Here is a 13,793-nt window from a genome sequence, read left to right on the forward strand (position 1 = left end):
GGTCAAGTTTTCCTATCGGAGTAAAAAGTGGCGTTTGGGCTAGTTATGACGCTATTTAAGGATATCTTCAGGAGCTATGATATTTTTTGCAAATTCAGGGCAAAAAAAAAGCCAACATAAAGTTGGCCTATAAAAGTAAACACTGGAAGCAATGTGAGCAATGTCGTACTTTCACATGGACCCTGAAGGTGGTGCACTGAAAGTGTTAGTAATGATAATCGTTCTCAATATCATTTGTAAAGTGTTTTTTTAATCAAATTTCAAATTTGAGGTACTGTTTAAAATGCGATTTTTGACATGTCAGTTGTATGGTTATTAACCCCCCAATTCCATCTGATAAAGATGTTGAGTGCCCTTATCATGAAATTGATAGGACGTTAATTGGTAGCCTCGTAGCCACAGCAAAAACCATCCATCATAGGTGTCTGGGCAAAGTCCGGCGAATCGGAATCCGCCTTTTTTCAGTAATGAGTACAACCTCAGAGCTTCTTCACATGCAGGCAGTTTCAAATAGATTAACTGTCCAGAGGGGAGATCGATAACCTCCGATAAAAAATCAGCCTGAACTTTGTATAGTGTGATTTCCAAACGTCTACCCGATTTTTTAATGGTAATCGGCTCAGAAAGAATAGAGTGCCGATACACTGATGGTTCACTTTGGGATGATTCGCCAACATATTGGCTGATTTGAGTGACCCAGCCTTGCCAGGGCTGGGGCCAGTTCAGCTTAGGTAATGGCAATGATTTAAACGGCAAAATGCCCTGAACGATACTTTCGGGTTCTGGCAAACCAAATGGCGAATCAACATAATCCAGCATCAGCGCCGTAGAATAAAACCCCAAATTTTGGGCGATGTATTGGCTTTTAGGATGTGAACATACCTGTTTCATCGTCAATAAATTATAGCCTTGCTCTTTCGCATAGCCGCATAAATAATTGCCCAGAGACTTAGCCACACCATGACCTTGAAAATCGGAACACACCGCAATAAGTGCCAGCTCTGCCTGATTTTTCTGTACCGTATCTTTAACCAGAGACGCATGACCAATGAGCTGACCTTGATGGAATGCCAAGGCAGAGTACCATTGCCCTGTGGACTGGTACTCATTGATAAGCCTCGGCAAATAGATGTCAGGATAGACATACGAATCACCATAAACCTCACGGAATAATTGGCTGATTTTTTTATCATCACCTGACTGGTAGCTGCGGATTTGAATAGTGGATTGGAAGATAGTCATCGATTTCAACCTTAGTTATAACGACGTAGATCCACAACTCGCTGCAATTTTCCTGATCGTGGGTGCGTATACATGCTATCAATATTGGTTTGCACGATCTCCAGCATATTTTGGTGTATGCAAGTCTCTTCCAGGCCCGGAAAGGCGGCCATAACCCTATGGCGTATTCTGTCGATATCTACAGTTTGCAAGCTTGCTACCAACAATCGGATTTGATCTTGCCCCGCCTTCTGGCTTAACTCCAATTGCCAGGCTAAAAGCTCTGTTTGTTGTGATAGTTGTGTAGCTAAGTCGTCAGGGAATAACGACAGGGTGCCAAATCGTATACGATAGCCTTGATTAGCACGTCCTTGCAGGGCAAATTTACGGCCTGTCTGCTCTGGCTCGCACCAGCAAGCCATATCACCAGTAGGATAGCGGATCACAGGCATAAGTTGTCGTTGCAGGTTAGTGACAACTAATAAGCCACGTTTCCCTGGCACAGTAATGGGCTGGTGAGTTATTTCATCCACGATTTCGATAATCGTGTCGTCAGAAAATACGCGGTGCTCTCCCTGTTTACAATCGGGATCAGCAAAACCAATCAAACCCGCATCGACACTGGCACAACCGATGGAGCCTAAACGGGCGTGAGGAAAAACTTGTCTTATAATAGTGATCTGTGAATCAAATAAACTTTCGCCACCATAAAGAATGGTCTCCACCATTGGTAATGTTTGTTCTGTCTCTTTCAGATAGTGAGCTAAGCGGATTAGCTGCACCGGTACACCGGCCAGCACATTAATGTTGTGAAGGCGGATGTTGTTAATCAGTAGTTCATCCTCAACCTTACAGGTGAAAGGAAATTCCAATATCGGGATTGGTGAATTCGATAATGCGCCGTGGATAAATATAAAGCTGGTATAAAGATCGCCAGCAAAAAACAGGTTAGCTACCCGATCCCCGGCTTTTAATTGGCGGGCAATGCCTTGACCAAAGGCATAAATGAAGGCTTTCCATTCTTGTTGACTGAAAACCGACAAGCGCCCATCGCTGGTAGAACCACCTGTTTTAAACACATGGCCGCCTTCCAGCGGTGCAGTCAGCACCGGCCATGTCGGTAAGTCGTTTGAATGTGCCCAATAATGGTTAGGCTCCACGAGAGGTAAATCTTCCAAAACCCAATTATCGGGAATGGACTTATAGTGTTCCAGGTAATAAGCAGAATGCTCGCGCGCATGATGGAGCAAATCAGTCAATGTCGTTTTGGTCATCATCTTAATTTTACTCAATTAATATTTACGCAAGTCGTTGAATAATGGTGTTTTCCCACTGTGTTCATTGCGGTGAAATTCAGCGCTTGGAGTAGAAATAACATCTAAATGCAGCAGGTTTCCTTCAACAACTTCGGCAATTTTGGGATCTTTTAATAAATTTTGGCGCACAGTGAGGGGATCGGTATGATCAACCAATAGCTGAATGCTATCGATACCATCACTGTTATGGTCGATTATCCACTGTACGGGTAATGACAGTTGTTCAGACAAATCAGCAAGATTGAAAAAAATACTGCCTATGCGCAGCAGGGAACCATTACGCCCTTTAAGTCGGAAACGTGGTGAGGTCAGACCACAAGAACAAGGTTGATTAATCCAGCAACCGAGATCGCCTAAATCGTAGCGTTGGACGGGTAGAGCCTCACGGTGGCGGGAAGTAAATACCAGACGACCTGTTTCACCCTCTGCCACGGGGTGATCATTCTCTATATTGAGAATTTCCAGCCATTGGGTATCAGCCATTAAATGGAAAACACCGTCCTCGCTGGCTGCACACGCATGACCCATTGGTCCCGCATCGACTGAGCCATAAATTGTTGAACGTATCAGGGTAACACCAAAGCGGGTCAGGAAATTTCGCTGGCTTATATTGAGGTGTTCACCCCCCAGTAATAACTTACGAATACCGCCATATTGACGTAGTTTGGTTTCTTCATTTAGAAATAGCCGATGTATTGTGCTTGGCATACCCACCAGCGTATTAATGCGTTGATGTACGATAAAATCAGCGATTTCACTAAAGTCATTATCAGTAGGGCCACCCATTGGATATTGTGTCACTCCCAATTTATCCAGGATGGTGAAGAAGCTCATCATGCCACCGTACAACTTCCCGCCATACAACAGGTTCATGACGCGATCGGTTGCAGGTTCAAGCCCTGAGGCGAATACGCCATCAGCGGCCGCTTGCATCTGCCTGTGGTAATCATGGTAGCTATAAGCAGCCAGCTTAGGCGTACCACTACTACCGCCACTGCGGAAAAACAGGCGAGTCTTATCGTTAGGAACCAGCGCCTGAAAATCTGCCTTATTCATGACAGGCAGATTTTCTAATCCGCGTGGACGTGATGGAGGTACATCAAGATGGGCGCAACCTGCCATTAAATCAGGTGCAAGGCTGACAGAGACTCGCTTGGTAAGGCGTGATAGTGCATAGACTCCATCGTGTGGCTCACCATGATAGCCGTCATGCATCTGTCCCGCCGGAGTGATACGGCTGACACCAGCAGCAAACAGGGTATGACTCATTTCGGTGATATGCTCTTGACGGGTAATCAAAGCACAGCTTTGTAGATAGTTACGCCAGGGCAGCAAAATCGAGCACAGGCGCTGACGTGGTGCAGGGCGGATCTGTAATGTGCGGAACAGCGGAGAGACCGCTAATTCCTCTTCATGGCGCCATATGACTCGCCAGCCGTTGGCTTGCCATATTTCACCGCGTACCTGTGTAAACGCAAAATCGAGTTGTTGAAAAGCCGTTTGAGTCGTAATTTCAGCAGCTTCCTGAATATCCGGTTTCAGGGCTGGATGCAATCCGGCACGGCGTTGCAAAGCGGCCGCCATGCGTTGTCCGATATGTTGTAAAATTTCAGGATCACAGCTATCGACCAGCAAACATTGCGGGCTGGAACAGGCTTGTTGGTCATAACGACAGATATCATCAGCCAATGCATCCAATTGGGTATCATCGGCGTCGTCGGGGCTTAACCAGCCAATACTGATACGGTGCCCCCAATCTATCCAGCGGCAACCTGCGGGGAGTTGAGCACGAATGGATGTCAGGGAAGAATCGCTTCCCCAGGCAGAAACCGCATCAGCCTGACTGAACAACTCTGCCAATTGCGCCACTGGCAACGGTAAGACTGCTACCCGAGCAGCTAAATCACCTGAAATATCATGGGACAAAAATTCTGCCAGCAGTTGAGCACTAAACCCGTTATCGCTGCTGCTTGGACGTAACCAGTTAATATTCCCCACCAGCAAACTCTCGATTACGGCCATAAAGGGCAAAAGTTCAGCATTGGCAGGCGTAATGTGGACGACTAATCCCAATGGTTTCCAGGTCTCATATCGGTTCTGGTTATAATCAAATCGACGCAGTGAAAAAGCGTTTTGCCCAAGTTCCCGCTCCAGTTTGGTTTCCAGCGCTTCACGTTGGCAAAAAGCGATAAGCGATTCCCGTGTCTGGGCATCAAACAATGGATGTTCACTCAGATTGGCAAGATATTCGGCAAAGCGTTGCGCACAATCCAGAACCTGCTCAGCAGTATGGGGACGTGCCAGCAGATCAGGTAAACGCTGACGTAATTTTGCGATTTTTTGTTCTGCCGATTGTTTTGCAGAAATCGGATTATTCATGTTTTTTACGGAAGACATATCAAGATCTCTGAATCAATTCTGAAGCGGCAATCGCACAACTCCGGTTTTTGCTAGTGCCAGCGCGGCCAAGCAGTTCAAACCAATCTGTTTCAAGTTCACATCCACAGTTTTCACCGGAATGCAGTACAGCCAGGTCACTGGTAACAATACTGTGGGCTGGGCAGGAAGTGATATAAGGGGATGTAAAATGCAGAAAACCCGGTTTCCCATAAGGTTGGCAGGTCAAGTTAGAGGTATGACGCACATAGGCACGGGCGTAGACTGGAACATGGAAATTATGGTGAGAACATTCAACATAAGGGACTGGGTGTTCAACGGAACCATAACCATCACGACAGCGAATATCAGGGATACCCAATTGTTCGGTTATTCGTTGATACAGTTCTTTTTTAGGAATGGATTTATCGGCATGGGTTTTCCATCCTCCACCGAAGAAAACCAGTGAATCAGGATGTAATTTTAGTGCTGGTAGCCCCATTTGTTCCATTCTTTGCAGGGTAAACCACAAAAAGGCAGGAAAACCGAAAATCCGCACTGGCAATCCTTCTTGGGCGAATTGCTGGAGTGCCGTAATAGTACCGAAGGGATCGAATTCATTACCTTGTCCGTTATGGCGCAAAGCATAATAAGCCCGATTTACCGGAGCATATTTACACAGGAATTGATCGGTGTAGGCTGTACCCAGAGTGACGGCACCAGCGGGTTCGTAACTAAGCAGTAGGTAGTTACAGGGATGATCGGGGGTATTCCAGCCATAATAGTCAAAAATACAGTCCACCATATGTTGGGCAGCCGCCATACTTGCAGCGTCATAGCGCATACGGCTTTTTTGTCCGGTGGTTCCAGAGGAAGTCAGCTCCAGCGCATCGTGTGCACTATCGCTGAGTATTAGGTTACGTTTGAAATAATTAGCAAATAGCAAAGGCAGATTTGACCAATCATCCAGTGTCATTAGCGTCTGTTTATCCAAGCCATGCTCTGTCAGCCACTGCTTGTAACCAGGAGTATGTTCACAGTGATATAGCGTCAGTTCATACATGGCGTTATTAAATAACGCATCATATTCGGTACAAGCACGGTAAGGATGTGTGATAGTACACAGTGCTTTGACGTGAGGTAAGTTTTGCATATCAGCACTCATTCTTCAGTAGCAGCTATAAAGAATTATTAATTAAAATATATTAATTAATTTTTTATTCTTATTCTTAGGTTGGGTGTAATTATTTTTGATAGGTGTTATTAATATAATAAATAAGGTGCCTGTTTTAATTTAATCTTTAGACGTTGTTGGAAGATGATGTTTTGGTTTCTGACAATATGTAATTTTTATAAAAACAGCGGGTTATTGATAATAAACAGGTGTTTTTTTACCGTTATTTATTTTTACGTCAGTACCGTGTTTGCGGAGCGCATTATTCCAAATCGAATGATAACAATCAAACTATATTTATAATGTTATGCCTTATTTTGTGTTTGACGCAAACATTATTTGATATATCAGTTCCATTATTTAGTATTATATGATGATTGGGTTAAATTTATTTTTTTGTGTGCGTTATTTATTTGATGGGAATGCTTATTTTAAATTATTTTAAGAAATCAAAGTGAATTTTATATTCAGAATGGTTTCGTTTTCTCTGAAAGATTTTTATCACAAAGAATGGGTAGTAAATTTAATGAGAAAAGCGTGAAGCTACCACCGCCGAAGGCAAGGCGGTTAAGAAATATAAATAACATTATTCAAATAAATAGCGTGAATGGCGTACTACATTCTCCGTAATGAGGGTTAAGAAATTACCCTACTTCATTTAAGACTATCTAACTTAAAATGAAGCTATATCTAGTTTTTCCAAGATAGCAGACAGAACTTGATGAATCATTCGCATACACAACTAGAAGTTCGTTCATATAAATGATCTGAGTCCAAATCGAAAACGATGAAGCGTTAAATCCTAAAATTTAGATCTATTGAATTCTTCAGCTTATTCATGACCTGCCGATCGTAAATCATCAATTAAAGGTCTAAAACATTTGATAATAGCTCTGCCCTGAGAGGGATTCCGCCAAAGGCTTATCTTTAATAATGAGAGGCGAATACAAATATCATTCTTCATATTCTTTTATGGGTACACTCCACAGCCACGATGAAGAGAGCAGGGACGACATCGTTCATATAAATATCTGGATGAATACGTGAAGCGTAAACTAAACTTTCTGCTTCAGCTTCATGACCTCGCTCATCTCGAAATCATGAATTAATGATAATAGCTTGCCCTGAGAGGATTCCAGCCCGAAAGGCTTTATCTTTAACAATAATTTCTTCATATTCTTTTATGGGTACAACGCCTGTGCACAAGCCCACGCCGAACTCCATGCCCACTGGAAGTTATACCCACCAAGCCAACCGGTTACATCGACCACTTCACCAATAAAGTACAACCCTTTCACCTTATGGGCTTCCATCGTTTTTGATGACAACTCGTGAGTATCCACGCCGCCAAGAGTAACTTCCGCTGTACGATAACCTTCCGTACCATTGGGTTGCACCTGCCAGCATTGCAGGGTTGTGATTAGCGCTTTTTGCTGTGCGCCATTAAGTTGTTTCAAAGACAGTTCCGGCAATTGCCCCAGGGACTGTAAACATTCCACCAGACGTTTGGGCAGTAATTTAGCCAGTGTGTTTTTCAAACTCTGATTAGGATGAGATTCCCGTTCCTTATCCAGAAAACTCTCGAAATCTGTATCAGGAAGTAAGTTAATACTCACATACTCACCAGGCTGCCAATAGCTGGAAATTTGTAAAATAGCCGGGCCAGAAAGACCGCGATGGGTGAACAGAATATTTTCCCTGAATACGGTGCCATCTTTTGCGGTCACAACCGAGGAAACCGAGACACCGGAAAGGGTTTGAAGTTGTTCCTGTAGTGGTTTATGCAGGGTAAAGGGAACTAATGCTGCACGTGTAGGCAGGATGTTGAGTCCAAACTGTTCTGCGATACGGTAACCCAAAGGAGAGGCTCCCAAGCCCGGCATGGACAAACCACCGGATGCCACAACAAGTAAGTGGGCGCTTACCTTTCTTCCTGTCGCCGTAATGACAAAACCCTGCGCTTTCTTCTCGACATGAGTCACTTCACTGCGCAATTGAATCGTTACCTGTCCTATTTCACTCTCTTTCAAAAGCAGGTCTATGATTTGTTGGGCTGAGTCGTCGCAGAAAAGCTGTCCCAATGTTTTTTCGTGGTAAGGGATTCCATAACGTTGTACAAGATCAATAAAATCCCACTGGGTATAGCGAGCAAGTGCTGACTTACAAAAATGGGGATTGGCAGAAAGGTATGCTGCTGGTTCGGTATACATGTTGGTGAAATTGCAGCGCCCACCACCGGACATCAAAATCTTGCGGCCTGCTTTTTTGCCATTATCCAGTACCAGAACGTTTAATCCAGCTTGCCCTGCTTGTGCAGCACAGAATAAGCCGGCAGCGCCAGCACCAATAATAACTACATCAAATTTTTCCATTCATTTGTCTCTTTTTACCGAGTTAATTGTGGGAATTCACTGCATTGTGAAGGCTCTGTTCACGAACTACGGAGAAAAATAGGCATTTGGTTTAACTTTCTACGGTAAAAAGTTATTTTTCATCAAAAAAATATCAAAATATTAAAATTAAATAACTATTTGATATGATTAACAAATGCAAGAATTTTTATGTCATTTGACCATCATTAAATCAAAAAAAGGTCATATTTCTCTTTTCCCGCTACCATTTGTCACTGATAATGCGCGCGTTCATGTCCTACTAACTGGCTTAACGTTTATGCTACATCTGTTTACTGGCCTGGAATTTTATACCGGCCTTATGTTAGTGCTTGCTCTGTTGTTTGTGCTTTTCTATGAAGCCATCAATGGGTTTCATGATACCGCAAACGCAGTAGCAACTGTTATTTATACCCGGGCAATGCGTTCACAGCTTGCTGTTGTGATGGCAGGGGTTTTTAACTTTTTGGGTGTTCTCCTTGGTGGGTTAAGTGTCGCTTATGCGATTGTGCATCTACTACCAACGGATCTTCTGCTAAATGTCAGTTCAGCTCACGGTTTGGCTATGGTTTTTTCCATGCTGCTGGCGGCGATCATCTGGAATTTAGGTACGTGGTATTTCGGTATTCCTGCATCCAGTTCCCATACGTTGATTGGTTCTATTATCGGCATCGGCCTGACTAATGCGATAGTGACCAGTTCTTCAGTGGTTGATGCGTTGAATATTCCGAAGATGATACAGATTTTCATGTCCTTGATCCTGTCTCCTCTCGTTGGCCTGATCATTGCTGGCGCGATGGTGTTTTTACTGCGTCGCTATTGGAGTGGTACAAAAAAACGTCGCCGTATCCATATGACGCCTGTTGAGCGTGAAAAACAGGATGGCAAACGTAAACCCCCATTCTGGACACGTACTGCCCTGATCCTCTCTGCTGTTGGTGTGAGTTTCTCCCACGGAGCGAATGATGGTCAGAAAGGTATCGGTTTGATTATGCTGGTTCTGATTGGCGTCGCGCCTGCGGGGTTTGTCGTCAATATGAATTCAACCAGTTATGATATTGCTCGCACTCGTGATGCCGTTGTTCATTTGCAGCAGTATTATGGGCAGCATGCTTCAGCGCTGACTCATGCGATTGAACTAAATCCAGCCGCTTCTTCTGTTGAAGATCAACTCGATATGACTTTCCATTGCAATAGCTCACGCGCATTGGTGGTGCTGAACAAAGCGGAAAGCATGTTGGCGAGTATTCAAAATTTCAACGAGTTAACACCGGATCAACGTAACAGCATGCGCCGTATGTTGATGTGCGCCGCTGACACGACCAACGTTGTGGCTAAGCTGCCAGAAACCAGCCTTGAAGATGCACGTTTCCTGAATAAGCTGCGTAAAGATCTGCTAAGTACGGTGGAATATGCGCCATTATGGATCATTGTTGCCGTGGCTCTTGCCCTGTCTTTAGGCACAATGGTTGGCTGGAAACGTGTTGCTGTGACTATCGGTGAGAAAATTGGCAAAAAAGGCATGACTTACGCCCAAGGTGTTTCTGCTCAGGTAACTGCTGCGGTTTCTATTGGTGTTGCCAGTTATACGGGGATGCCGGTATCCACGACACAAGTGCTCTCATCTGCGGTAGCAGGGACGATGCTGGTTGATGGTGGAGGTGTGCAGAGCAAGACCATCAAGAATATCATGTTGGCGTGGGTTTTGACGTTGCCGATTTCCATTGCATTGTCGGGCTTACTGTATTGGATCGCCCTGAAACTGATCTAATCACATCTTAGAAAAAGGGTTGGTTGTTTGTTATTGTAAGCCAACCCTTTTTTATTTATCTCAGATCATCATCGCTATCAGGCAAAGCAGGACAACGCCACAGAGTATTTCTGTCAATATAAATTGTTTCCTCATCCTTTCGCACAACAAGACGACATCAGGGTCGTGATGGTTAATATAACTTTGTGAATTGATATAACGCACGAGCCGAATCTGCTTATTGAATTGACTATTAGCCTTAAAAAAACCATTCCCATCAACGGCTTGATACAACATGGGATCTGTCTCACGTAAAATTGACAGAAGTACACGGAGCGAAGAAAAATAGCGCATTATGTTAATAATGCAGATAAGGCAAACGGCCCAAAATAGTGCAGTGGTATTGAACATACTTCCCCCTCCTGATCGTGGCAGTAAAGGTTGCCAATAGCTGCCAGCAAAAGAAGAAACCAATAGGAAACGTTTTGATTTGAATAATAACTATACTAAATCTTAGTTAAAAATACAGTGCTCAGTGGGTATTATCGTAAGGCATATAATCCATTATTGTGGCCAGTCTGCGAGAAATAAAACAATAAGTTGTGATCAAAACAACACTCAAAAGACACATTGAGCGGTTATAGTATAAACATCGAATCATGGCGTTTAATGTTGCCAATCCATTTAATCGACGTTATGGAAGGAGTTCTTATGGCTTACAAACACATTCTTGTTGCGGTTGATTTATCTCCAGAAAGTCGGATTTTGGTGGAAAAAGCTGTATCATTGGCGAAACCGTACAATGCCAAAATTTCCCTGATCCATGTTGATGTTAATTACTCTGATCTTTATACCGGCCTGATTGACGTAAACCTTGGCGATATGCAGGAGCGTATCGCGGATGAAACGCGTAATTCTCTGAAAGAACTCTCTGCTAGTGCAGATTATCCCGTTCAGGAAACGTTGAGTGGCAGTGGTGATTTAGGGCAAGTCCTTGTAGATGCGATTAAGCAATACGATATGGATCTGGTTGTATGTGGTCACCATCAGGACTTTTGGAGTAAGTTGATGTCTTCAGCTCGTCAGCTTATTAACACCGTTCATGTTGATATGCTGATTGTACCTTTGCGTGACGAAGAATAATCTTCGGTTGATGTTTTATTTCGTAAAATCGCCTGCTTATGCAGGCGATTTTTTTATCCTCAGAAAAGATAATGAAACTGGTTTAGAAATTGTCAAAGGTATTTTTGAGAAAATACATAAAAAATAGTTGTTGAAATTTAAGCATAGAACAGTGCTATATTCAGAAAGCAAACCGTAACTACCTCACATTTTCGACAAAAAAATAATATGGAAAATGGCAGGGGGTCATCACATCTGAATGACAAAAAGGAAGCCCAAATGAATGTTTCATTATCTTTAGTTTCGTTTCTCGATTCAGTTCAATCCCGTAATCAGCATCAACCAGAATACCTACAGGCAGTACGAGAAGTATTGACTTCTCTCTGGCCTTTTCTGCAACAAAACCCACAATATTGTGAGCAAGGGTTATTGGAACGTTTGGTGGAGCCGGAAAGAGTTATCCAATTCCGCGTCTGCTGGGTGGATGATCAAGGGAAAGTACAGGTTAACCGCGCGTGGCGGGTTCAGTTCAGCTCTGCTATTGGACCCTTTAAAGGAGGGATGCGTTTTCACCCTTCTGTTAATCTTTCTATCCTGAAATTTTTAGGTTTTGAGCAGACATTGAAGAATGCGTTGACAACGTTGCCGATGGGTGGCGGAAAAGGGGGTTCTGATTTCGATCCCAAAGGGAAAAGCCACGGTGAAATTATGCGATTTTGTCAGGCATTGATGACAGAACTTTACCGTCATTTGGGGCCAGATACTGATGTGCCAGCCGGGGATATTGGCGTAGGCAGCCGTGAAGTTGGGTTTATGGCGGGTATGATGAAAAAACTGTCGAACAATACGGCGTGCGTTTTTACGGGTAAGGGCCTGTCTTTTGGTGGCAGCCTGATCCGCCCTGAAGCTACCGGATATGGGCTGGTTTATTTCACCCATGAGATGCTTAAACGTCATGGTATGGAACTTGAAGGCATGCGAATATCTGTGTCTGGTGCGGGGAATGTCGCCCAGTATTCTATTGAAAAAGGTATGGAATTGGGGGCGAAAGTCGTCACAGTATCGGATTCAGGCGGTACGGTATTGGATGAAGATGGTTTTACACCGGAGAAACTGGCTCATCTTCAAGAGATCAAAAACCAGCGTTATGGCCGTGTGGAAGAGTATGCCAAAGAGCGTGGACTGACTTTCCTTAAAGGCCAGGATCCGTGGTCTATTCCTGTGGATATTGCCTTGCCTTGTGCGACGCAGAATGAACTGGATTTGGAAGCCGCAAACACATTGATTAAAAATGGTGTGAAAGCTGTTGCGGAAGGCGCCAATATGCCGGCGACGATTGAGGCTACTACCGCTTTCCTTGATGCAGGCGTTTTGTTTGCACCGGGTAAGGCGGCTAATGCGGGTGGAGTGGCAACTTCGGGTCTGGAGATGGCACAGAACGCAGCGCGTCTGAGTTGGAAAGCAGAGAAAGTGGATATTCGCTTACATCATATTATGCTCGATATCCATCAGGCTTGCGTAGAATATGGTGGAGAAGAGAAACAAACTAACTACCTGCAAGGCGCAAATATCGCTGGCTTTGTCAAAGTGGCGGATGCGATGTTGTCACAAGGCGTTGTTTAGAAAAGTCATTGTTTAGGCAATTAATTGTGTAGCCAGGTAATTTAAAAACCCCATTCAGAACATGGGGTTTATTTTTTCTAACAAGGATAAATATCGAATCGGTGATTTTTGGTAGTAATTGCAGCGGATGCTTTAACACCCGCCAGCGGTTCTGCATAATCTGGCCGTTTTACCACAACCCGACGTTTTGCCAATGCTCGGGCTGGTTCCAGCAAACTGTCAGCATCCTCATCCGCCCCGACCAGCGATTGGAAAACCCGCATCTCTTTTTTGACCAACGCGCTTTTTTGCTTATGTGGATACATTGGATCAAGATAAACCACATCTGGCGGCGGTGTAATATCAGTCAATGCTGCAATGCTTGAGGTATGGATCAGCGTCATGCGTTCTTTCAGCCAGCCACCAATCTCTTCATCCTGATAGCCACGCTGTAGGCCGTTATCCAACAATGCTGCTACCACCGGGTTGCGCTCCAACATCTTGACATGACAGCCGATAGAAGCCAGTACAAAAGCATCGCGTCCTAATCCAGCGGTGGCATCCACAACATTGGGTAAATAATCTTTCTTGATGCCGACGGCTTTCGCGACGGCTTCGCCACGGCCACCACCAAAGCGACGACGGTGTGCCATTGCCCCGCTGACAAAATCGACATAAATCCCGCCCAGCTTAGGCTCATCGCGCTTGCGTAATTCCAATCGCTCGGGAGTCAATACTAATGCCATGACTGAATCTTCATCATGGATCAGATCCCAACGTTCAGCCAATCGCGATAAGGCGCTGCGATCCGCGCCTTCTTCACAAATCAAACAAATCTTCAC

At 44.3% G+C, this 13,793-nt stretch carries 10 protein-coding genes; 3 read left to right on the forward strand and 7 right to left on the reverse strand.

Annotated elements, in window-relative coordinates:
• Positions 1-315: 315 nt before the first annotated feature.
• From ACSJJG_RS00330 to ACSJJG_RS00350, 5 genes are all read right to left on the reverse strand, one after another.
• The gene (locus tag ACSJJG_RS00330) at positions 316-1,242 is read right to left on the reverse strand and encodes a GNAT family N-acetyltransferase (protein WP_481088041.1); all 927 of its coding nucleotides are present in this window, start codon (positions 1,240-1,242) and stop codon (positions 316-318) included.
• An 11-nt stretch (positions 1,243-1,253) separates the two neighbouring features.
• Positions 1,254-2,498, reverse strand: coding sequence for a phenylacetate--CoA ligase family protein (locus tag ACSJJG_RS00335; RefSeq protein ID WP_481088042.1), 1,245 nt, complete (start codon positions 2,496-2,498; stop codon positions 1,254-1,256).
• Between the two features lie 15 nt (positions 2,499-2,513).
• A complete protein-coding gene (locus ACSJJG_RS00340) occupies positions 2,514-4,934 on the reverse strand; it encodes an acyl-CoA reductase (protein WP_481088043.1) in 2,421 nt (806 codons plus the stop codon).
• A gap of 1 nt (position 4,935) precedes the next feature.
• On the reverse strand, positions 4,936-6,066 hold the full coding sequence (locus tag ACSJJG_RS00345) for a LuxE/PaaK family acyltransferase (RefSeq protein ID WP_481088044.1): 1,131 nt from the start codon (positions 6,064-6,066) through the stop codon (positions 4,936-4,938).
• A gap of 1,202 nt (positions 6,067-7,268) precedes the next feature.
• Positions 7,269-8,459, reverse strand: a complete 1,191-nt coding sequence (locus ACSJJG_RS00350) for a BaiN/RdsA family NAD(P)/FAD-dependent oxidoreductase (protein ID WP_481088045.1) — start codon at positions 8,457-8,459, stop codon at positions 7,269-7,271.
• Positions 8,460-8,757: 298 nt separating this feature from the next.
• On the opposite strand from ACSJJG_RS00350, the gene pitA reads away from it, so the two are divergent.
• Positions 8,758-10,248: an inorganic phosphate transporter PitA gene (gene pitA, locus ACSJJG_RS00355; RefSeq protein WP_481090336.1), complete on the forward strand. Its 1,491-nt coding sequence runs from the start codon at positions 8,758-8,760 to the stop codon at positions 10,246-10,248.
• A 60-nt stretch (positions 10,249-10,308) separates the two neighbouring features.
• Here pitA and uspB read toward each other — a convergent pair whose 3' ends face one another.
• Positions 10,309-10,638, reverse strand: coding sequence for a universal stress protein UspB (gene uspB / locus ACSJJG_RS00360; RefSeq protein WP_481088046.1), 330 nt, complete (start codon positions 10,636-10,638; stop codon positions 10,309-10,311).
• 300 nt (positions 10,639-10,938) lie between these two features.
• Here uspB and uspA point away from each other — a divergent pair, with 300 nt between their 5' ends.
• Both uspA and gdhA read left to right on the forward strand, forming a co-directional pair.
• Positions 10,939-11,370, forward strand: a complete 432-nt coding sequence (gene uspA, locus ACSJJG_RS00365; protein WP_481088047.1) for a universal stress protein UspA — start codon at positions 10,939-10,941, stop codon at positions 11,368-11,370.
• A gap of 258 nt (positions 11,371-11,628) precedes the next feature.
• Positions 11,629-12,972 (forward strand): NADP-specific glutamate dehydrogenase, encoded by a 1,344-nt coding sequence (gene gdhA / locus ACSJJG_RS00370; protein WP_481088048.1) that lies wholly within the window; start codon positions 11,629-11,631, stop codon positions 12,970-12,972.
• Positions 12,973-13,049: 77 nt separating this feature from the next.
• Here the strand turns inward: gdhA and rsmJ are convergent, their stop codons facing one another.
• Positions 13,050-13,793 (reverse strand): 16S rRNA (guanine(1516)-N(2))-methyltransferase RsmJ, encoded by a 744-nt coding sequence (rsmJ, locus tag ACSJJG_RS00375; RefSeq protein ID WP_481088049.1) that lies wholly within the window; start codon positions 13,791-13,793, stop codon positions 13,050-13,052.

This window comes from Xenorhabdus sp. SGI 60 (assembly GCF_056632175.1).

What these genes read in the sequence shown, in the direction of transcription:
- ACSJJG_RS00330 (WP_481088041.1), bottom strand. Translation starts at nt 1,242, where the DNA reads ATGACTATCTTCCAATCCACTATTCAAATCCGCAGCTACCAGTCAGGT.
- ACSJJG_RS00335 (WP_481088042.1), bottom strand. Translation starts at nt 2,498, where the DNA reads ATGATGACCAAAACGACATTGACTGATTTGCTCCATCATGCGCGCGAG.
- ACSJJG_RS00340 (WP_481088043.1), bottom strand. Translation starts at nt 4,934, where the DNA reads ATGTCTTCCGTAAAAAACATGAATAATCCGATTTCTGCAAAACAATCG.
- ACSJJG_RS00345 (WP_481088044.1), bottom strand. Translation starts at nt 6,066, where the DNA reads ATGCAAAACTTACCTCACGTCAAAGCACTGTGTACTATCACACATCCT.
- ACSJJG_RS00350 (WP_481088045.1), bottom strand. Translation starts at nt 8,459, where the DNA reads ATGGAAAAATTTGATGTAGTTATTATTGGTGCTGGCGCTGCCGGCTTA.
- pitA (WP_481090336.1), top strand. Translation starts at nt 8,758, where the DNA reads ATGCTACATCTGTTTACTGGCCTGGAATTTTATACCGGCCTTATGTTA.
- uspB (WP_481088046.1), bottom strand. Translation starts at nt 10,638, where the DNA reads ATGTTCAATACCACTGCACTATTTTGGGCCGTTTGCCTTATCTGCATT.
- uspA (WP_481088047.1), top strand. Translation starts at nt 10,939, where the DNA reads ATGGCTTACAAACACATTCTTGTTGCGGTTGATTTATCTCCAGAAAGT.
- gdhA (WP_481088048.1), top strand. Translation starts at nt 11,629, where the DNA reads ATGAATGTTTCATTATCTTTAGTTTCGTTTCTCGATTCAGTTCAATCC.